Source organism: Eximiradius proteiniborus (genome assembly GCF_058546985.1).
On sequence record NZ_CM178592.1, the window covers coordinates 440,431 to 460,628 of the forward strand.

Sequence of the window (20,198 nt, forward strand, 5' to 3'; positions counted from 1 at the left end):
CTTATTTATGGATTATTTTTTATTCAATTCCTCAAATGATAAATCCATCAATGGATAATTATTCCAGCCTTGATAGTCAAAGTGCCACCATTCAGTTGGATAATGAGTAAATCCAAAATGAGACAAAATGTCAAAGAGAAATGAACGATTTTTTAGCACTTCTTCAGGCAAATATGGATATTCTGGGTGTGCTTTCTCTGAGAAATCATCAAATAAAGTAGGCAGTGGAATTTCGTTGCCTGTCAATAAGTTAATTAATGATAAATCAACTGCACATCCTCGATTATGGCGTGAACCGTATTTTGGATTAGCAACAAAATTTGTATCCGGATATACTTCATAAAATTTCAAAGTTGCTGAGTATGGTCTGTATGCATCATATATTTTTAATCCTAACCCTAATTTGTTTAATGAATCCTGAAGCTGTTTAAGAGCAATTGCAACAGGTTTACGAGCGTAAGCTTTAGCCATTGAGTATATGATTTTACCAGTAAAATTATTTTCAGATGCATATCTTATGTCTAATTTTATATTCGGTATATATTCCTCCAAATCAACCAATTCCATATTTGGATTTTTTAGCACTAAAGCTTGGTAATCTGAAATACATTGTATTAATGGTAATTTATACGGATTTGGTTTATTTCTGCAGTCATTAGTGCTTTCAGAATTGCAACTGATTAATAAAAGAAATAAGACATTACTTAATAATGTCTTATTAATTAAAGATTTACATTTCATTTTTTCAAAAATGTATTTAAAAAACAATTTATCTGAAATCTAATATAAAAAAATATTATTTGATACAGAATAAAATTAAACTTTTGCCATCTTGCTTATTCCGTCAATAATTGTTTTATCTTCTTTTGCAAAGCAGAGCCTTAGCATTGTTTTACCTTCTTCGCTTTTAACATAAAATACAGAAGGTGGTATAGTTGCTACTCCATATTCCTTGACAAGTGTCATAGCAGCTTGAGTATCATCAGCAAAAATATTTGATGGTAAATCTACCATAATGAAATAGCTTCCAAGAGGTTTGTGTGGAATAAATTTTGTTTTTAATAATTCATTATATATCAAATTTCGCTTTTCTTGGTATAGTTTTCGGAACTCAGGTAAATAATCATCCAATTTTGAAAAAGCATAAGCCATAGCGTGTTGAGCTGGTGTATTTACAGCAAAAGTTGTCCATTGATGCACTTTCTGAATAGCGGTAGCAAGAGTTTCATTTGCAATTGCATAGCCAATTTTCCAGCCTGTCATACCAAATGTTTTGCCAGTTGATGAAATAGTGATTGTTCTTTTTTTCATTCCATCTATAGATGCCATTGGAATATGTGCTTCATTATCAAATGTTAAAAATTCATAAACTTCATCGGTTAGCACAAGCAAATCATGCTTAATTGCAAGCGAGGCGATATATTCAAGCTCATTTTTTGTAAATATTTTGCCAGTAGGATTATGTGGGGTATTAACTATTATCATCTTTGTCCTATCATTTATTGCATTGGCAAGTTCATCAAAATCAAATGAAAAATCGGGTTTTCTGAGTGTAACAGCAATAGGAGTACCGCCTGCAAGTGTAATATCTGCAAGATATGAATCATAGAAAGGTTCAAAAATAATTACTTCATCACCAAGTTCAATAAAAGCCATAATAGTCGAAAACAAGGCTTCAGTTGCACCAGCTGTTACAATTACTTCATCAAGCGACCAATCTAAATCATAATATTTTTTATGATAATCAGTAATTGCTTTTTTTAATGACAAAATTCCTGAGCTTGGTGCATATTGATTTTTTCCCGACTTCATTGCTTCATAAGCTGCGTCCATTATCCATTGTGGACCATCAAAATCAGGAAAACCCTGTCCTAAATTAGTTGCTTTGTAATCAAAAGCAAGTTTGCTCATTGTAGCAAATATCGAAGTTGTCATTGAAGAAATTCTGTTAGCATTAAATATTTTGCCCATAAAGTATCCTCTAATAATTATTTTTTTCAAATTTACAAAAAAATGGGAATATTTATTTTAATCGTGAAAAAATATTGTATTTAGAATAATTAATTATTACTTTTGCGATAGTACTCTTTAATTTCATTTCAAAAAGGTGAAACTATGAAAATTCGCAAAGAAGATGCCTTATTGTACCATAGTATGGGACGTAAAGGCAAAATTGAAGTTATTACTACAAAGCCTTGTGTTACACAAAGAGACTTGTCTCTTGCTTATTCACCGGGTGTTGCTGAACCCTGTCGTGAAATTCATAGCGATGAGAGTTTAGTCTATGAATATACTGCAAAAGGCAATCTCGTTGCTGTTATTTCAAATGGGACAGCTGTGCTTGGTCTGGGTGATATCGGTCCTCTTGCCGGAAAACCAGTTATGGAAGGAAAAGGCGTTCTTTTCAAGTCATTTGCCGATATAGATGTTTTCGACATTGAACTTGCTTCTAAAGATGTAGATGAAATAATCAGAGTTATTGAAGTTATTGCTCCAACTTTTGGTGGAATTAATTTGGAAGATATAAAAGGACCTGAATGCTTTGTAATAGAAGAAGAATTGAAGAAACGACTTGATATTCCAGTTTTTCACGACGACCAGCACGGAACAGCAATTATTTCAGGCGCTGCTTTGCTCAATGCTCTTGAAATTGTAGGAAAGAAAATTGATGAAGTGAAGGTAGTGTTTAACGGTGCAGGTGCTTCGGGTATCGCTTGTGCAAAATTCTATATTTCACTTGGTGTGAAAAAAGAAAATATCATTATGTGTGATTCGCAGGGAGTAATTTACAAAGGTAGAACAAAGGGAATGAATACTTATAAAGAAGAGTTTGCTATTGAGACTGATGCCCGAACTCTTGCTGATGCACTTGTCGGGGCAGATGTTTTTGCAGGGCTTTCTCAAGGGAATGTCGTTACGAAAGACATGGTTCGCACAATGGCAGATAATCCAATAATTTTTGCAATGGCAAATCCTGACCCCGAAATTTCTTACGAAGATGCTGTTGAAGCTCGACCAGATGTTATTATGGCTACAGGTCGCTCCGATTATCCAAACCAGGTGAATAATGTTCTTGGTTTTCCGTTTATTTTCCGTGGTGCATTAGATGTTCATTCCAAGGCTATCAATGAAGAAATGAAACTTGCTGCTGCTTATGCATTAGCCGCTCTTGCAAAGGAAGAAGTGCCTGAAAGCGTCAAACGTGCGTACGGAGTAAAAGAAATGAAATTTGGACGTGAATATATTATTCCGAAGCCATTCGACCCACGTGTGCTTACATGGGTTGCACCTGCTGTTGCTAAAGCAGCAATGGATACTGGGGTTGCTCGTCGAAAAATTGAAGATTTCGAAGAATATAAACGTCAATTAAATATTAGAATGGGACGAGCTCAGGTAATTATGACACCAATTTTCAAAAGAGCCAGCCAAAATCCGAAGTCAGTTGTACTTCCCGAAGGTGATAATCCGAAAATTATGCGAGCAGCTTTGAACGCTATTGACGCAAAAATTGCAAAGCCAATTTTGCTTGGCAATCCAAAAGTGATAGAAGAAGTAGCGAAAGAACATGGTATTGATATTTCCGAAATGCAAATAATTGATCCAATGAATTTCAATAATCTTAATAAATACATAGACGAGTTTTTAGCACTACGCCAAAGAAAAGGTATTATCCGGCAGGAGGCTTACGATAGATTGCGTTTCCGTAGAAATTACTTCGGTGCAATGATGGTTCATCTGGGTGATGCCGATGCTATGGTTACTGGGGTGAGCACTCATTATCCGGATGCTGTACGACCAGCGCTCGAAATCATTGGCAAAGATCCAAAATACAACCATGCTTGTGGCTGTTATATTGTCTCATCCAAAAATAAAGCCTACTTTCTGGCTGACACAACTCTTAATATTGAACCTACTCCTGAGGCAATTGCAGATATAGCGCTCGCTACAGCTGATTTTACTGCGAATTTCGATATAACACCTAATATTGCTTTGCTAACATATAGTAATTTTGGTTCTGCTTATGGGGCATCACCTGAAAAAATGCGTAAAGCTTTGGAAATTATTCGACATAAAGCACCAGAATTAATCGTTGATGGTGAAATGCAAGCTGATACGGCAGTGTCTCCTGAAATAATCAATGAAACATTTCCATTTAGTGTTCTCAAATCAGGTGCAAATGTATTAATTTTCCCAAATCTTGATGCTGGCAATATTGCATACAAGTTGCTTGGGAAGATAGGAGGAATGAGATTAATTGGTCCTGCCTTGCTTGGTATGGAGCGTTCGGTTCATATCCTTCAACGTGGCTCTGATGTTGATGATATTTTCAATATTATCGCAATTGCTGTTGCTGATGCAATACATAAAGAATAAAAATTAATTTTAACTCTCTATTTCAGATATACCTATTAGGAGGATTAACTCTTAATAGGTATTATTTTTTTGAAATTATTCGTTATTTCTTTAATTTTGTAATATTATAATATGAGCGTTCTTTAAAAATATGTTGTTATCTGAAATTGAATTATATCCGTTAAGCAAAAGTAAAAAAATCACTGGTTCGCGACGGCTTGTAAGAGAAAAAGTTCTGCAAATTTTAGTTGCTTTTGAAGTTTCAGGAAGTGATTTAGATTTCCTTTTTACTAATATTTTCTATCGAGAATACACATTCGATCCAGCTAATCCACCTCAAGGCGTTCTTCTAAAACAAGAGCAAATTATTGAATTAGAGGCTGATATTCCAATTCTATGGAAAGAAGACAATATTAATTTTGCTCGAAGCCTTATCAATGCTTCAATTGAATTGAAAGATTTTACTATTAATTTAATCAAAGAAGAAGTTCGGCACTGGGAAATAGAACGAATAGCTCTAATAGATCGGATTCTTATTAATATGGCTCTTGCCGAATTTATTTATTTTCAGGAAATTCCTGAAAAAGTTACAATTAATGAAATTATTGAAATTTCAAAGAATTATTCTACTGACAAAAGTAACATTTTTATTAATGGTTTGCTTGATAATTTCAGAAAAAAACTAAAAGAACAAGGAAAAATTAAGAAAACCGGAAAAGGATTAATAGAAAAGTAATTACTCGTAGCTGAAATATAAATTATGAGCCGCTTCAGAAAAATGAAGCGGCTCATTTGTTTTTACAAAATCATACGTCATTGGTTTTCAATCATTTCCTTGAATTTTGCCGTAGGGAGTGATTTAGGTCTGATAATTGGCAAGCTATAAGCACGAGCAATAATATTTTGTGCACAAATACCCAATGCACGCGAAACAGCGAACAAAACAGTGTAATAACTAAATTCCTGTATTCCATAATGATAAAGTAAAGCACCAGAACCTGCATCGACGTTTGGCCATGGGTCCTTTATCTTTTTCACTTGTGATAATACGTTTGGAACTACGTTGAATACTCTTGCAACAGTTTTGAATACAGGATCATTTGGCATATATTTTTTGCCAAATTCCAAGAATGCTTCAAATCTTGGGTCAGTAATTCTAAGAACGGCATGTCCATAACCAGGAATTACTTTGCCTGAATTTAAAGTATTCCAAGCGTATTTTTCAAGTTGCTCTTCGGTAGGTGCCCCACCAAATTTTTCCATTGTATCAAGTATCCAAGCTAAACACTCCTGATTTGCAAGCCCGTGGAGCGGTCCAGCAAGCCCGTTCAATCCACCTGAAAGAGCGTAATACAAATCAGACAATCCGGAATTAATAGTTGCTGCTGAGAACGATGAAACGTTTCCACCTTCGTGATCGCAGTGCAATGTTAGATATAATCTCATTAATTTACTGAATTCGCCGTTAGGGTCGTCAATTCCAAGCATATAAGCATAATTGGCTGCCCAATCCAAATTATCAGCAGGCTCGATACGTGGTCCTTTATTGAATCTCTTTCTATAAACGTAAGCCGCAATAGCAGGAAGTTTGGCAATAATATTTAATGCATCTTCCAGAGTAGGTATCCAATACTCGGATTTTGGCAATCCCTCTGAATATCGTTTTGCAAATTCTGACTCAATCTCCATTACAAGTATTGCAGTATTGAACATTGCCATTGGGTGTGAATTATCTGGCATTGAGTCGATAACTTTCCAAACATAGTCTGGAACTCTCTGACGTGCTAATAGTTCGTTCTGTAAATCACGCAACTCGGTATCATTTGGCAATTCGCCCGTAAGCAATAACCAAAATACCTCTTCTGGAAGCTTATCTACTAAATCTTTCAGCGGAATTCCACGTATTATAAGACCTTTATCAGGCGGAACTTCGGAGGTGTCGCATACTAATGCTTTTACTCCTCTTAATCCACCATAAACCTGTGCTAACTTCACATCGGAGACAATTCTATCTCCATATTCGTTTAGAAAATGTTTGATTTCTTCTACCTGTTTTGGTAGAATTTCACCAAGTCTTTGTTTTAATAGGGACATAGAGAAACCTTATTATTGGAAAACAACTTAATAATGTTGAAAAAAATAGATTCTGCCTTAATTTAAAGAATTTTTCTTTTTATTCAAAATAATATTTGTCGATTTACAAGCAATTTTTTTGAACTTATAAATAAAAATAATAATTGTGCCAGTTCGTTATGTATTACTGATTTGAACAGTTGTATGATTACTTAAATATAATAATGATGGATTTGAACTATTTTTTCTTTATCATATTGTCGGTTCTTGCTGTTGCTTCTGCAATTGTAACCATTTCAACAAAGCATCCTATCAGGTCTGCAATGGCTTTGGTAGTGCATTTTTTTATGTTGGCAGGACTTTATCTTACTCTTAATGCTCAATTTGTTGCCGTAATGCAAATATTGGTTTATGCTGGGGCAATTATGGTTTTGGTAGTCTTTGTGATAATGCTTCTTAACTTGGGCAAGGATCAATCTCTTGAAAAGAAGATAACAATAAATAATTTCGGTGGGATAATATTAGCAGGAATTTTTGGATTTGCTATTATTTATGCGTTTGTTAATCTATATCCTGAACCTACTTCTTTCCCCGTGTATAATTTGAATTTTACTACTGTGCAAGCTATTGGACGGTCGTTGTTTACAAACTACATAGTTCAATTTGAAGCTATAGGGCTTTTGCTTACTGCTGCAATAATTGGTGCCGTATTACTTGCAAAACGAAAATTAATGTAAAGAGGAATATTATGCTCATTACAAATATACCTTTGGAATTTTATTTAGTCCTTTCTGCAATATTGTTTGTCATTGGTGCTGTTGGTGTTCTTACTCGCAGAAATGCGATTATTATATTTATGTCTATCGAAATTATGCTGAATTCAGTAAATCTAACTTTTGTAAGCTTCTCAATTTTTTTTGGCGACACTCTTGGTCAGTTGTTTGTTTTTTTTGTGATGGCAATTGCTGCGGCTGAAGCTGCGATTGGTCTTGCTATTGTTCTTGCTTTGTATAGACTTAAACAAACTGTTTTTGTTAATGAAGTGAATTTACTAAAGTTGTAATTTCTTCGAATTATTTTGGTAAATTTTTATTGACAAAATAATATCAAAATTTTATTCTATCAAAACCAATTTTGAATTGAATAATAGGTATCTGAAAAGTATCATCTTTGGTTTTACGTTTTTTTTCTGCGTTAATAATAAGTAATGATGAGGCTGTTCCAACCATTGCACCAGCAATAACATCTGAAAACCAATGTTTATCAAAATATATTCTTGCCATTCCTGTTGAGCCTGCTATTGCATAATATATTATTGGTAAAATTGAACTTTTACTTCTGTAGGATAATATTGTTGCCATTGCGAATACCATAGAAGTGTGTCCAGACGGCAGGGACATAAAACTATCATCTTCATATGAAAAATACTCAAAACGTGAATTACCTGATTCAACATATGGTCTGGCTCTTCCAATGCTTGTTTTTAATACTGTCGTTATCAATCCATTTAACAAAACGCTTTCATACAAAAGGCGACCGGTTTTTCTTGTTGATTTTGAGTTGAAAATATAACCTGTGCTGTAAACTATTCCAGGAAATACACAGAAAGAAATAGGTTCCCCCAGTTGATTAGCAATTATTTGAAATTGATTAAAATTATCATCCTCAACTGTTTTAAATATATTCCTGATCTCCTCATCGTATTGAGCTGCAAGCAAAGTACTCAACACAATTGCAGATGGTACTGCTAAATCTTTAATTTGAGCGTTAGAGACATTTCTAAATAATTGGCGGTAATCTTCTTTAAATTCTCTCCAATCATTAGAAATGTAGCTCGAAAATAAGTTGTTGTTGGTTAAGACAACTGTAATGAGAATAATTAGGATTTTCTTCATTTTTCAGATATTTTTACTATTTTTGTTTATTAATTTATTAATATTTTCTGAATTAATTGAAATTATTATGAAAAAGCTAACTGACTTACTAAAAAAAATCTCTTATCGTGAAGTAATAAATTTAGTTGATAGAAGTATTTCTTCAATTAGTTATGATTCCAGACTTGTTTCTTCTGATACTCTTTTTGTCGCTATGCAAGGCACAAAGGTTGACGCGCATTCTTTTATTCCTGATGTAATTAAACAAGGATGCAAGACTATTGTCTGCGAGAAAGTGCCAGATTCATACGATGATGTTACTTTTATTAAAGTAGACAGCTCACGGCAAGCACTCGCGGAAATTTCTCACTGGTGGTTTGATGATCCTACACGTTTTATGAAAATGATTGGGGTAACCGGAACAAATGGGAAAACAACAACTACTTATCTGATAGCTCAAATATTAGAGAGGATGGGACTTAAAGTTGGGATTATCGGAACAACGGGAATTTTTTTCCTGAATCGTTTTTATAATGCAACTCATACAACTCCTGAATCGTTTGAACTTTGTCGTATTTTTAAAGAAATGGCGGCAAACGGAGTTCAATGCGTTGTTATGGAAGTTTCATCTCATTCATTAGAACAAAAGAGAGTGTTTGGTATTGACTTTGATTTAGCAGTTTTCACAAATCTTACACACGACCATTTAGATTATCATAAAAATATGGAGAATTATGCTTCTGCTAAAAAGATTCTATTTGACAATTTAAAACCAGACGCTATAGCAATTTTGCAAGGTGATTCCGAGTGGGCTAAGTTTATGGTTTCTAATTGTCAATCCAAAAATATTTCTTTTGTTGGAAGGAATAATTCGAATAAATATGTTATCCATAAAGAAAAAATAATGCGAGATGGCATTTCTTTCCAACTCTCAATTAATATTTTCAATTTAGAAATAAATACATCACTTTTAGGGAAGTTTAATATTGATAATTCCTCGCTTTCAGTTGCCTCTTGCATTGAGCTTGGTTACAATCCGGATGATATAGTTGTAGCAATGAAAGAAGTTTCGCCGGCAGAAGGTAGAATGTCTTCAATTCAGTTGCGAACAGGTGCAGTGGGTATAGTTGATTATGCCCATACTCCTGATGCTCTTGAAAAAGCATTGCTTACTTGCCGGGAAATTCTTCAAAGCACAGGGTATAGTAATTCTAAACTAATTTGCGTTTTTGGATGTGGGGGAGACCGGGACCGTTCGAAGCGACCTAAAATGGGTGATATTGCATCTCAAATTGCAGATATTGTAATAATAACTGACGACAATCCGCGAACAGAAGATCCGGCGAATATCAGAAAGGAAATTCTTGATGGTATAGCAGAAGTTAATAAGTCTAAAGTAATTGAAATTGCTGAGCGCGCTGAGGCTATTCGTTATGCTGTAAATATTTCGAGAAATGAAGACATTGTTTTAGTAGCAGGTAAGGGACACGAAAAATATCAAATTATCGGTCAAACTCGCTTTCATTTTGATGATCTTGAACAATTGAAAAAAATGTAAGATAATTATTCAACAACAATTACTTCTCTTTCAAGTAATATTCCAAATTGCTCCTGAACAGATTGCCTGATATTTTCTGAAAGTTGGTATATTTCTTCTCCTGAAGCATTTCCGTAATTAACTAATATTAATGAATGTTTGTCATAAACTCCACAATTACCTACACTCCGACCTTTCCAACCGCATTTTTCAATTAAATATGCAGCCGGAATTTTATATTTATCGTTCGACAGAAAATAAGGAATATCCGGATATTTTTCTTTTAAAGTTAAAAATTGACTTTCATCAACAACCGGATTCTTAAAAAAACTACCTGCATTTCCAATATCCAACGGATCAGGCAATTTTCTTTTTCGAATTCTTTTGACAGTATTCAGTACATATTCAGCATCAGGCATGACAAATGAAAATTTGTCGAGTTCTTGTTTAATATCTTTGTAATTGATATTGGGTTTCCACTCTCTTGAAAGTTCGTAATATACGTTTGTAATAATGGCTTTTCCTTCGAGGTTGCCTTTAAAAACGGAACTACGGTATTCAAATTTACATTCGTCTTTATCCACAACTTCAATTTTACCAGTTGTTGAATCTATGTATTCAACTTTGTGAAGATAATCTTTTTGTTCTACACCATAAGCACCAATATTTTGCACAGGAGCAGCACCAACTTTGCCCGGAATGGACACTAAGTTTTCTAATCCATACAATCTATTTTTCACACATAGTTCAACAAAATCACTCCAATTCTCTCCTGAAGCAACTTTCAAAATTGTATTTGATTTAGTTGAACCTTCGAAATGAACACCTTTGATTTCGACCAAAATAACAAGTCCCTGGAAATCACTCCTAAATAGTAAATTCGAACCACCTCCAAGAATTATCCTGCGATTTTCCTGAAACTGCTTCGTTTGCAATAAATCAAATATATCATCTATACTATGAACTTTAACGAAATATTTTGCTTTCGTGTCTATTCCGAATGTGTTGTATCTTTTTAACGATATGTTCTCTAAAATATTTATCATTCTATAAAATAAATTCCATTGTAAGAAAAGGAAAGAAGTAAAATAATGATAGTTACCCATCCAATCGTTTTTCTAACAACACCAATATCTCCCTCTTGAAGAACTGGTGGGTGATCTAATTTAACAAAAAACTTTGTTACCAATGCCCATACAAGCCACCCAAACCATGACTTGAAAATAAAAGGTACTTTTGTATCAATAAATGAAAGTATTGGCAATAATAGTTCTTGAAACCAGATAAATAATTTATTCGGATTATCAACTTTCAGAGCTTCATACAAAGCACCAAAGAGTGAAAATATTCCCAAAATGATTAATATTCCCCAACATATACGTGCAATCTTTGCATGGTTTGTTCTTCCAAACATTGCATATGTAATATGTCCGCCATCGAGCTGTCCAATAGGAAGCATATTTAAAGTAGTAACAAATAATCCAAACCATCCTACATTCAAAAAAGGATAATGATATATTTCATTCATTGGTGGCAAAAATCCGTTAGGATTAGCAAATAATTTGGCAAGCAACCAGAAAAGTATTGTATCTCCGAAAAATAAACTCTTATTGGGAATCTCTCCACCATAAAGAGTGATATATTCTGGGTGGATTGAATAAAGAAAATCAATAGGTGGGAGCGTTGCAAATCCATAAATAAGAAAAATTAACGAAACAATAAATCCAGCAATTGGTCCTGCCGCGCCAATATCAAAAAGTGCTTTACTATTAGGAATTGGTGAACGTGTCTTAATTACTGCACCAAAAGTTCCGAAATTAATTGTAATTGGTATTGGAAATGGTATGTAATACGGTAGAGTTGCATCAACACCATAATATTTCGCAGCAAAATAATGTCCAAATTCGTGGGCAGACAAAAAAGTTAAAATTAATACAGCATAAGTAATACCGTAATGCCAATTCAATACTTCTGTGAAATCTACATTTGCCCACTGTGCTCCTGCAATCGAGCAAGTAATAAATGTTGCTACAAAGAGCCCTATATGAATAATTAACGAGCTTTTTGTTTTCTTTTTTATTGAATAATAATCATCCATTTTTATTTGTTTTTTTCGGGTCTCATCATAGGGAATAGTATGACATCACGTATTGAACTTTCGCCTGTCAGCAGCATAACAAGCCTATCAATCCCAATGCCCAACCCAGCTGTTGGTGGCATACCAACTTCAAGCGAATATAAGAAGTCTTCATCAACAACCATTGCTTCTTCATCACCTGCTGCTCTAATTCTTGCTTGTTCTTCAAGACGCTGTCTTTGGTCCCGGGGATCGTTAAGTTCACTGAATGCATTTGCAAGTTCATTTCCATTTACAAATAATTCAAATCGTTCAACAAGACCTTCTTCGTTGCGATGCTTTTTGGCAAGTGGCGACATTTCGAGAGGATAATCTATTACAAAAGTTGGCTGAACAAGATGTTCTTCAACTTTTGCACCGAATATCTCATCAAGTATTTTCATTGATGAGGCATCCTTATCTATTTCAACGTTTAATTTTTTTGCTATTTCAAATAATTCTTCACGCGACTTTCCTTTTAGTTCATATCCTGTATATTGCTTGAACAAATCAAACATTTTGGCTCTGCGAAACGGTGGTTTTAAACTAATTAGTTTTCCTTCAAATTCTACTTCATAAGTGCCATTTACTTCTAAAGCAGTTTTTGAAATCAATTCTTCTGTTAAATCCATCATCCAGTTGTAGTCTTTGAATGCAACGTAAAGTTCTAACATTGTAAATTCAGGGTTGTGAGTTCTATCCATCCCTTCATTCCGGAAGTTTCTGCCAATTTCATAAACTCCTTCAAAGCCACCTACAATCAAACGTTTCAAATATAATTCAACTGCTATTCTTAAATATAAAGTAATATCCAAAGCATTCAGGTGTGTAATGAATGGTCGTGCTGTTGCACCACCATAAATAGTTTGCAAAATTGGTGTATCAACTTCTAACCAACCTTTTTCATCAAAAAATTTTCGAATGTAAGAAATAATTTTTGAACGTTTAACAAATGTATTTTTAATGTCAGGATTTACAATTAAATCAACATATCTACGGCGGTAACGAAGCTCTTTATCAGCAAATGCGTCATATACAATTCTATTTCCCTGCTCGTCAATTTCTTCCTTTACCACAGGTAAAGTTCGCAAACATTTTGCAAGTAGAGATACTTTTCGTGCGTGAATAGTGATTTCACCAGTTTTTGTTCTAAATGCAAATCCTTCAATTCCAATAATATCGCCTATATCAAGTAATTTTGTATTTTCGTAAAAATCTGGTAAATCATCCTTTTTCATATAAATTTGAATTTTACCGGTTTCATCTGCAATGTGAAAAAAACTAGCTTTTCCCATTCTCCTTATTGCAGAAATACGTCCTGCAACGCCGACATTTGATAATTCATCGGGTTTTTCGTCATTATAATTCTCTAAGATAAATTTTGCAGAATGTGTTTTATTAAAACTATATGGGTAAACCTCAATTCCTGCTTTTTCAAGCAGTTCGAGTTCTTCAAAACGTCTTAAATCTTGCTCGTTTAATTGTTCTGCCATTATTAACCTCAAAATTGCAAAATATAACTTTGCAAATTAATAATTTTTTACGATTTATCAGATAAAATGATAATTACTCAAATTGTATTTTGAACGCAAATTTTTTTTTTGTATTATTGAGTAAATAACTTAAACAGGATTGCGTAATGAACCAAGATAATTCATATAACATAGAATTTTTATCTGAAGAAGCGAAAATCGCAAAAATTTTATTGAAAAAACAGGTTCTTGGTGGAAATGATGCGCTAGAATTCAATCTTGCTATACAAAAATGTAAAGAGCAGAATGTTAGTGTTATCATTGCTGATTTGTGCGAAGTCGAAGTTATTAATAGCACAGGCTTGGGTATGCTTGTCGGGACAATGAGCACATTACGCAATTCCGATATTTCATTTGCTTTAGTAAATGTGCCTGAGAAAGTTAAGTATTTACTCGAAGTTACCCATTTGCACAAGGTTCTTCGCATATATAACAATATTGAAGAAGCTATCTCAATACTTAAATAGAGTTACTTATGAATACATTAGAAGAGAAAATTGCTCATCTTAAACTAAATTATGAGCATTGTTCACATTTAGAGTTTCAGCAATTTGCCGATGAATTTATTGACCTTTTAAACAAAGGTAAAATTCGCGCTGCTGAAAAAATTAATGAAGAATGGGTAATAAATACCTGGGTGAAAGAGGGCATTCTTATACTCTTTCGATATGGGAAATTGATAGAAATATCTGTTTCTGATGAATTCCGATTTTTTGACAAACATACTTTACCACTAAAACAAATTTCACTCGAGGATAATATTAGATTAGTTCCTGGTGGCTCATCCATTAGAACCGGAGCATACATTGCGAATGGTGTGATTTGTATGCCACCTATGTATATAAACATCGGGGCTTACATCGATTCGGGGAGTATGGTTGATTCTCATGCACTCGTTGGGACATGTGCTCAAATCGGGAAAAATGTTCATATTAGTGCTGCAGCTCAAATAGGAGGTGTGCTTGAACCAATTGGAGCTCGTCCGGTGATAATCGAGGATAATGTGCTCATCGGTGGTAATTGTGGCATCTACGAAGGGGTGCTCGTTCGACAGAACGCGATTATTGCATCAGGTGTTATTTTAACTGCATCTACTCCAATATACGACATTGTTCATAATCGTATTATAAAGGGCTCAAACGACAAACCATTGGAAGTGCCACGCTCCGCTGTTGTTGTGGCAGGTAGCAGAAAAGTTAAAGGCTACTTTGCAGAAAATTATGGATTGGGTATCTATACACCCGTTATTGTGAAATATAGAGATGAACAAACCGACGCACGAGTAGCTTTGGAAGAAATATTAAGATAAGTTTATGATTGAGCATCAATTATTGCTTTATCTAATTTTACTCGTAATAGCATATATAAGCCTATTATAAAAAATAATAGCAGTGATAATATTGCCAGCCTATAAGATGAAGTAAATTGATACACCAAACCAAAAAGCAATGGAGCAAGCCAACTTGTTCCACGTTCGCTTATTTCATAGAAACTAAAGTATTCTGCTTCCTGATTTTTTGGAATAATTTTTGAAAAAAGTGAGCGGCTCAAAGCCTGAGTGCCACCCATTACTAATCCAATTGTCAGACCTAAGATTAAAAACTCAGTTTTACCAAATAAAAAACCGAATGCAAAAATAATTGCACAAATCCAGATAATAATGCTTATTGCTAATGCTTTTTTAGTTCCTAAATAGTTCGCAAGTTTGCCAAATAGTAATGCACCTCCGAAAGCAACAAATTGAACAATCAATATTACAAACGTTAGAAAAGACATTTCCAAACCAAGTTCCTCTTGTCCAAATTGTGCTGCAAGGGCTATTACTGCTTGCACACCATCGTTGTACATCAAATATGCAATCAAAAAATACAGTGTTCTTGGATATTTTTTAGCATTTTTAAATGTATCAATGAACTGTTCGAAACCGCCCCTTAATATTTTTACTGGACTTTTGTCTCGTTTGTTTATCTGATTTTTATAATTTCTTATCCATAATAATGGAAATAAAGTAAATATTGCCCACCAAGCTCCAGCAGAAGCAAGACAAATACGAACAGCATCAGATGTACTTATTCCAAAGCTTTCAGCATTGCTAAAGAAAACGAGATTTATCAGTAGGAGTAAACCACCACCGATGTATCCAAATGCCCATCCTTTCGACGAAACTTCATCGCGTTCGTCTATTGTAGAAATATCATTTAAAATTGAGTTATATACAACAATGGAAGCACCGAAAGAAATATTTGCAACTACAAACATCCAGCCACCAAAGACATATCTGTTTCCGTCCAAAAAAAATAAACTCAATGTTGCTAATGCTCCAATATATGCGGCGACACCTAAAATTAATTTTTTTGCTTTTGTTTTGTCTGCAATGCTTCCAATTATTGGGAGAAAAAATACTTGCAAGAAAACAGAAATCGAGACTAAGTATGGATAGTATGAACCACTTGCAATTTCTAACCCATAAACATTAATCTGTCCATTGACTGCAACATTGTTTGCGATAGAAGTAATATATGGTCCTAAAAAAACTGTTATGACAGTTGTAGGAAAGGCTGAGTTAGCCCAATCATAAAAATACCAACCCAGCCTTTCTTTTTTGTTTTGAACGGACATTTTATTTTGAATTTAAAAATTTAAGAAATTCATCTTTATTAGTAGTGAAGGCAATTTGATTTATAACTTTTCCATCTGCATTCATCAAAACATAAAATGGAATTGCAACTGAATTAAAATGTTCCATTTGGTATTTTTTATTTGAAATATATGGTTCTTCTCGTAAATCTGTTATTAATTTAACTTTTACAAGTTCATTCAGTTTTGCAGCAACTTCTGGTAATGTGAATATGTTTCTTTCCATTAGCCTGCAATTTGGGCAATGCTTACCTGTGAAGTCAAGTAAAATGAGCTTATTAGAATTTCTTGCTTCAATTTTTGCTTGCTCTATATTGTCGAACCATTTTTGTTCTGTTTGGGCTGTGCCTACTACATTAGAAGTTGTTTCAGGAGCTGGCAAAAATGCTTCAAGGAAACCCATCGAAGAACTGAAAAATCCCGTTGCAACATACAATGAAATACTTGCAAATAATATTGCAAAAGTTAAACGAGTTGGGCTAACTGAATCGATTGGGGCATCGTGCGACATTTTGAATATGCCGAGAATATAAAGAGTAGCAAGGGAAAGGCAGGCTACCCATATCGCTATAAATATTTCTCTGCTTAATCCAATTCCCCAGTCAGCAAAAGCATTGTTCAAAAATTTAAGTGTTGCTGCGATTACAAGAAAACCAAGCACAACTTTGATGTTGTTCATCCAGCCTCCGGCACGAGGCAAAGAAGAAAGAGCGGTAGGAAATAATGCAAGCAAGAAAAATGGAGCTGCAAGAACAGTAGAAAATCCTAACATACTAATGATTGGGTAGAACCATTCACCTGATGCAGCACTTACCAAAGCTGCTGCTACCAACGGACCCGTACAGGAAAAAGAAGCTAACGAGAATGTTAGTCCCATCAGAATTACACTAAATATACCTTCTCCCTGCATACTCTTTTGATTAAGTTTGTTCGTTATTGATGTCGGTATTTGAAGTTCGAAAGCTCCAAATAAACTATATGCAAATACGATAAAAATAAGGGCGATAACAAAATTTACCCAAGGACTAGATGTGAAATCCTGTATTCCGCTCGCACCAAATAATATTGAAAATAGGAAACCAAGTCCTGTAAAAGTGAAAATAATTCCAAATGCATATACTAATGCATCTCTAAGCCCTTTACCCTTATTTTTTTCAGCTCTCTTAGTAAAAAATGATACTGTAATAGGCACCATAGGGAAAACGCAAGGAGTTAGAAGTGCCAATGCTCCAGCTGTCATTGAAAACCACAGGAATGACAATATTCCTTGCTCTTTCTTTTTTTCTAACTCAGATTTTGGTTGTGATTTTGCAGCAGCAACTTCTGTAATGTTCTCTTTTACTGTGTCTAATGGATTCTCAACTATATTTTTTGATACTGTATCTATTTCATTTTCCAATACTTCTTTTTCGCTACTTGCATAGATATCATTTGAAACTATTGCAGAATAATCTTCAGGTGGCAAACACCTTTCTTCTTCACAGAGTTGCATATTTGCAATAATCTTTACTTTATCTTTTGCGAAATTAAGATCTTTTTTGGCTACTAAAGGAACAATAAAGTTTACTGTACCTTTATGGTATAATACCTCGATTTCAAATGCTTTATCAAACTTTTTTTTAGGCTTTGGCTCTTTTACTTTTCCAATAATTTCAACTAAATTTTTTGGTTCGGCACTGATTACAGTTGGCATTGGACCCAATCCATCTGGACCAATAACTTCAACGAGCGAGTATGAATACCAATGCCCATCAAAAGTCATTGTGAGTTGAACATCGAATTTTTCACCTTTTTTGACTTCTAATTTAGAAGGTTTTGCAACTAATTTTACAGGGGAGGCGGCATTTAAACTAAAATGTAATTCAATTAAAAAAAAGAATAGTAACAAAAAGAATCTTCTCATAAATAATATACCTCGAAATTATACATTCAATTATTCATTATCGCCTTGGAAATAATTAATAAGTCTTTTATCTTGAAAATTCCTTTGGGGTCCGGCAGAACGTTTTTTGATAGCATCTTTCAGATTATCTGTAAATACTTTAGCGGCATTATATCCGTATGTTCGCAATAAATAATTTATGGCAATTACTTCTGCAATTACTGTAATATTCTTACCCGGAATAATTGGTAATTTTACCATAGAAATTTCTACACCCATAATGTTAGCATAAGTCTCGTCCAAACCTGTTCTTGTATACTCTTGTTTTTGAGACCACTCTTCCAATTCAACAATTATCTCAAGTCTTTTCTGAAAACGAATTGCTCGTATGCCAAACATTTGCCTGATGTCAATTATTCCTAAACCCCGAATCTCCATAAAGTGTTGGACTAAACTTGTCCCCGTTCCCATTATTATTGTTTCGCGCTTCTTTGTTAACATTACAATATCGTCTGCAACAAGTCTATGACCACGCTCAACTAAATCAAGAGCGATTTCACTTTTTCCAATCCCACTTTTCCCAATAAATAGAACTCCTACACCATAAACGTCAACGAAAGAACCGTGAACAACTACGTGTGGAGCAAATTGATCATCTAAATATTCTGATAAAAGATTAAATGCTTTTGTTGTATTGTAATCAGTTGAAAAAACAGGTATGTTGTGTTCTTTTGCAATTTGTAAAAATTCCGGGAAAGGTTCACGACCATTGGTAATAATCACACAGGGTATATCGAATTGAGCCAAATTTTTTATTGAGTTAATTCTTTGTTGCTTTGATAAACTTTTTAAGTAAAAATACTCGGTATTTCCAATGATTTGAATTTGATTATGATTAAAGAGCTCAACAAATCCTGCCAAGGCAAGCTGCGGACGATGCAAATCTTTGTTTTTTATTAATTTATCTAAACCAATATTGCCAGTAAGAAGCTTTAATTTAGCAGGAGAATTTAGCAAAGATTCAACAAAAATACTCTCCTGAGTTATTTCTTCTAATTCTTCAAATTTCATTTTACAATTCTATCTCAGTTTTAGTATTATTTTTAGAAAAAGCTGGATTATTATTTAATACGTTTCTTACTTTTTCTTCTAATTCGCTCATCAATTCAGGCTTTTCTGATAATATTTTTTTCAAACCATCTCGTCCCTGCACTCTTTCATCTTTATAAGTAAACCACGAACCACTTTTTGTAATTATTCCGTGTTCAATTGCAACATCCATCAAATCACCAATCTTAGAGATCCCTTCATTATAAAGAATATCAAATTCTACTTCTTTGAACGGAGGAGCAACTTTATTTTTCACTATCTTAACTTTTGTTCTGCTTCCGATTGCTTCTTGTCCATCTTTTATAACTTCTTTACGACGAATATCTATTCTAACCGAAGCATAAAATTTTAAAGCATTGCCACCAGTAGTAGTTTCTGGATTACCATACACAACTCCAAGCTTACTTCTGAGCTGATTAGTGAAAATTACTGTAGTTTTAGTCTTTCCAATTGCAGCATTTAATTTTCTCATTGCTTGCGACATTAATCTTGCTTGCGAGCCCATTTGTGCATCGCCCATTTCTCCCTCGATTTCAGCACGTGGAGTGAGTGCTGCAACAGAGTCAATTACAATTACATCAATTGCATTGCTTCTAACAAGCGTCTCAACTATTTCCAAAGCTTGTTCACCAAATTCAGGTTGTGCAAGCAGCAAATTGTTTAAATCCACACCAAGACGCTCAGCATACTTTACATCAAGAGCGTGTTCTGTATCGACAAATGCCGCTATTCCACCTCTTTTCTGTGCTTCGGCTATGATATGCAAACAGATAGTAGTTTTACCTGATGATTCAGGACCAAAAATTTCCGTTATTCTTCCTCTTGGAACTCCTCCAATCCCGATGGCTGCATCAAGCGACAAACATCCTGTTGGAATTGCTTCCACTTGAACTACGTTTCTGTCGCTCAATCTCATTATAGAGCCTTTGCCGTAATTCTTTTCGATTTGTTCGATAGCTAATTTCACAGCTCTTTGTTTTTCATCACTTATCTTTTGTATGTCTTCTTTTGCCATTTTATTATTCACTAATTATTAAACAAAAATAATATGAAATTGAAAATTATTAACGTGTAAATTATTAAT

18 protein-coding genes are annotated in these 20,198 nt (G+C 34.1%); 7 read left to right on the plus strand and 11 right to left on the minus strand.

The window, feature by feature from the left end; all coding sequences use genetic code 11:
- Window positions 1-12: 12 nt before the first annotated feature.
- Window positions 13-567, minus strand: coding sequence for a M15 family metallopeptidase (locus tag ACY2LT_RS01825; protein WP_491815959.1), 555 nt, complete (start codon window positions 565-567; stop codon window positions 13-15).
- Window positions 568-816: 249 nt separating this feature from the next.
- Complete coding sequence (locus ACY2LT_RS01830; RefSeq protein ID WP_491815960.1) at window positions 817-1,971, minus strand: pyridoxal phosphate-dependent aminotransferase; 1,155 nt, start codon at window positions 1,969-1,971, stop codon at window positions 817-819.
- 144 nt (window positions 1,972-2,115) lie between these two features.
- Between ACY2LT_RS01830 and ACY2LT_RS01835 the strand changes: the two genes are divergently transcribed.
- Both ACY2LT_RS01835 and nusB read left to right on the plus strand, forming a co-directional pair.
- A complete protein-coding gene (locus tag ACY2LT_RS01835; RefSeq protein ID WP_491815962.1) occupies window positions 2,116-4,374 on the plus strand; it encodes an NADP-dependent malic enzyme in 2,259 nt (752 codons plus the stop codon).
- 130 nt (window positions 4,375-4,504) lie between these two features.
- Window positions 4,505-5,089 (plus strand): transcription antitermination factor NusB, encoded by a 585-nt coding sequence (gene nusB, locus ACY2LT_RS01840; protein ID WP_491815964.1) that lies wholly within the window; start codon window positions 4,505-4,507, stop codon window positions 5,087-5,089.
- Between the two features lie 77 nt (window positions 5,090-5,166).
- Here nusB and ACY2LT_RS01845 read toward each other — a convergent pair whose 3' ends face one another.
- Window positions 5,167-6,447, minus strand: coding sequence for a citrate (Si)-synthase (locus ACY2LT_RS01845; RefSeq protein WP_491815965.1), 1,281 nt, complete (start codon window positions 6,445-6,447; stop codon window positions 5,167-5,169).
- 203 nt (window positions 6,448-6,650) lie between these two features.
- Here ACY2LT_RS01845 and ACY2LT_RS01850 point away from each other — a divergent pair, with 203 nt between their 5' ends.
- Complete coding sequence (locus ACY2LT_RS01850) at window positions 6,651-7,163, plus strand: NADH-quinone oxidoreductase subunit J family protein (RefSeq protein ID WP_491815966.1); 513 nt, start codon at window positions 6,651-6,653, stop codon at window positions 7,161-7,163.
- 11 nt (window positions 7,164-7,174) lie between these two features.
- Entirely contained in the window at window positions 7,175-7,489 is a 315-nt protein-coding gene (gene nuoK / locus ACY2LT_RS01855; protein ID WP_491815968.1) for an NADH-quinone oxidoreductase subunit NuoK, read from the plus strand.
- Between the two features lie 43 nt (window positions 7,490-7,532).
- Here nuoK and ACY2LT_RS01860 read toward each other — a convergent pair whose 3' ends face one another.
- Window positions 7,533-8,321 (minus strand): phosphatase PAP2 family protein, encoded by a 789-nt coding sequence (locus ACY2LT_RS01860; protein WP_491815969.1) that lies wholly within the window; start codon window positions 8,319-8,321, stop codon window positions 7,533-7,535.
- A gap of 67 nt (window positions 8,322-8,388) precedes the next feature.
- Between ACY2LT_RS01860 and ACY2LT_RS01865 the strand changes: the two genes are divergently transcribed.
- Window positions 8,389-9,858, plus strand: a complete 1,470-nt coding sequence (locus ACY2LT_RS01865) for a UDP-N-acetylmuramoyl-L-alanyl-D-glutamate--2,6-diaminopimelate ligase (protein WP_491815970.1) — start codon at window positions 8,389-8,391, stop codon at window positions 9,856-9,858.
- A 5-nt stretch (window positions 9,859-9,863) separates the two neighbouring features.
- Here ACY2LT_RS01865 and murB read toward each other — a convergent pair whose 3' ends face one another.
- The 3 genes from murB to lysS are packed head-to-tail and all read right to left on the minus strand — an operon-like array spanning window position 9,864 to window position 13,446.
- Entirely contained in the window at window positions 9,864-10,883 is a 1,020-nt protein-coding gene (gene murB / locus ACY2LT_RS01870; protein WP_491815971.1) for a UDP-N-acetylmuramate dehydrogenase, read from the minus strand.
- Window positions 10,880-11,935 (minus strand): site-2 protease family protein, encoded by a 1,056-nt coding sequence (locus ACY2LT_RS01875; protein ID WP_491815973.1) that lies wholly within the window; start codon window positions 11,933-11,935, stop codon window positions 10,880-10,882. Before ACY2LT_RS01875 ends, murB begins: the two co-directional genes overlap by 4 nt.
- 2 nt (window positions 11,936-11,937) lie before the next feature.
- Window positions 11,938-13,446, minus strand: coding sequence for a lysine--tRNA ligase (gene lysS, locus ACY2LT_RS01880; RefSeq protein WP_491815974.1), 1,509 nt, complete (start codon window positions 13,444-13,446; stop codon window positions 11,938-11,940).
- Window positions 13,447-13,592: 146 nt separating this feature from the next.
- Between lysS and ACY2LT_RS01885 the strand changes: the two genes are divergently transcribed.
- Together ACY2LT_RS01885 and ACY2LT_RS01890 are read left to right on the plus strand one after the other, a co-directional pair.
- Window positions 13,593-13,952: an STAS domain-containing protein gene (locus ACY2LT_RS01885; RefSeq protein WP_491815975.1), complete on the plus strand. Its 360-nt coding sequence runs from the start codon at window positions 13,593-13,595 to the stop codon at window positions 13,950-13,952.
- An 8-nt stretch (window positions 13,953-13,960) separates the two neighbouring features.
- Window positions 13,961-14,794: a 2,3,4,5-tetrahydropyridine-2,6-dicarboxylate N-succinyltransferase gene (locus ACY2LT_RS01890; RefSeq protein WP_491815977.1), complete on the plus strand. Its 834-nt coding sequence runs from the start codon at window positions 13,961-13,963 to the stop codon at window positions 14,792-14,794.
- A gap of 2 nt (window positions 14,795-14,796) precedes the next feature.
- Here ACY2LT_RS01890 and ACY2LT_RS01895 read toward each other — a convergent pair whose 3' ends face one another.
- Genes ACY2LT_RS01895 through recA form a run of 4 tightly spaced genes read right to left on the minus strand, consistent with a single transcriptional unit; the run spans window position 14,797 to window position 20,129 of the window.
- Window positions 14,797-16,104 (minus strand): MFS transporter, encoded by a 1,308-nt coding sequence (locus ACY2LT_RS01895; protein WP_491815979.1) that lies wholly within the window; start codon window positions 16,102-16,104, stop codon window positions 14,797-14,799.
- Window position 16,105: 1 nt separating this feature from the next.
- Window positions 16,106-18,025, minus strand: a complete 1,920-nt coding sequence (locus ACY2LT_RS01900) for a protein-disulfide reductase DsbD family protein (RefSeq protein WP_491815981.1) — start codon at window positions 18,023-18,025, stop codon at window positions 16,106-16,108.
- Between the two features lie 30 nt (window positions 18,026-18,055).
- The gene (gene hprK / locus ACY2LT_RS01905; RefSeq protein WP_491815983.1) at window positions 18,056-19,075 is read right to left on the minus strand and encodes an HPr(Ser) kinase/phosphatase; all 1,020 of its coding nucleotides are present in this window, start codon (window positions 19,073-19,075) and stop codon (window positions 18,056-18,058) included.
- Between the two features lies 1 nt (window position 19,076).
- Complete coding sequence (gene recA, locus ACY2LT_RS01910; protein WP_491815985.1) at window positions 19,077-20,129, minus strand: recombinase RecA; 1,053 nt, start codon at window positions 20,127-20,129, stop codon at window positions 19,077-19,079.
- Window positions 20,130-20,198 lie beyond the last annotated feature (69 nt).

Excerpts from the sequence above, each read along its gene's own strand:
- ACY2LT_RS01825 (WP_491815959.1), bottom strand. The coding sequence starts at position 567 with ATGGAATTGGTTGATTTGGAGGAATATATACCGAATATAAAATTAGAC.
- ACY2LT_RS01830 (WP_491815960.1), bottom strand. The coding sequence starts at position 1,971 with ATGGGCAAAATATTTAATGCTAACAGAATTTCTTCAATGACAACTTCG.
- ACY2LT_RS01835 (WP_491815962.1), top strand. The coding sequence starts at position 2,116 with ATGAAAATTCGCAAAGAAGATGCCTTATTGTACCATAGTATGGGACGT.
- nusB (WP_491815964.1), top strand. The coding sequence starts at position 4,505 with ATGTTGTTATCTGAAATTGAATTATATCCGTTAAGCAAAAGTAAAAAA.
- ACY2LT_RS01845 (WP_491815965.1), bottom strand. The coding sequence starts at position 6,447 with ATGTCCCTATTAAAACAAAGACTTGGTGAAATTCTACCAAAACAGGTA.
- ACY2LT_RS01850 (WP_491815966.1), top strand. The coding sequence starts at position 6,651 with ATGATGGATTTGAACTATTTTTTCTTTATCATATTGTCGGTTCTTGCT.
- nuoK (WP_491815968.1), top strand. The coding sequence starts at position 7,175 with ATGCTCATTACAAATATACCTTTGGAATTTTATTTAGTCCTTTCTGCA.
- ACY2LT_RS01860 (WP_491815969.1), bottom strand. The coding sequence starts at position 8,321 with ATGAAGAAAATCCTAATTATTCTCATTACAGTTGTCTTAACCAACAAC.
- ACY2LT_RS01865 (WP_491815970.1), top strand. The coding sequence starts at position 8,389 with ATGAAAAAGCTAACTGACTTACTAAAAAAAATCTCTTATCGTGAAGTA.
- murB (WP_491815971.1), bottom strand. The coding sequence starts at position 10,883 with ATGATAAATATTTTAGAGAACATATCGTTAAAAAGATACAACACATTC.
- ACY2LT_RS01875 (WP_491815973.1), bottom strand. The coding sequence starts at position 11,935 with ATGGATGATTATTATTCAATAAAAAAGAAAACAAAAAGCTCGTTAATT.
- lysS (WP_491815974.1), bottom strand. The coding sequence starts at position 13,446 with ATGGCAGAACAATTAAACGAGCAAGATTTAAGACGTTTTGAAGAACTC.
- ACY2LT_RS01885 (WP_491815975.1), top strand. The coding sequence starts at position 13,593 with ATGAACCAAGATAATTCATATAACATAGAATTTTTATCTGAAGAAGCG.
- ACY2LT_RS01890 (WP_491815977.1), top strand. The coding sequence starts at position 13,961 with ATGAATACATTAGAAGAGAAAATTGCTCATCTTAAACTAAATTATGAG.
- ACY2LT_RS01895 (WP_491815979.1), bottom strand. The coding sequence starts at position 16,104 with ATGTCCGTTCAAAACAAAAAAGAAAGGCTGGGTTGGTATTTTTATGAT.
- ACY2LT_RS01900 (WP_491815981.1), bottom strand. The coding sequence starts at position 18,025 with ATGAGAAGATTCTTTTTGTTACTATTCTTTTTTTTAATTGAATTACAT.
- hprK (WP_491815983.1), bottom strand. The coding sequence starts at position 19,075 with ATGAAATTTGAAGAATTAGAAGAAATAACTCAGGAGAGTATTTTTGTT.
- recA (WP_491815985.1), bottom strand. The coding sequence starts at position 20,129 with ATGGCAAAAGAAGACATACAAAAGATAAGTGATGAAAAACAAAGAGCT.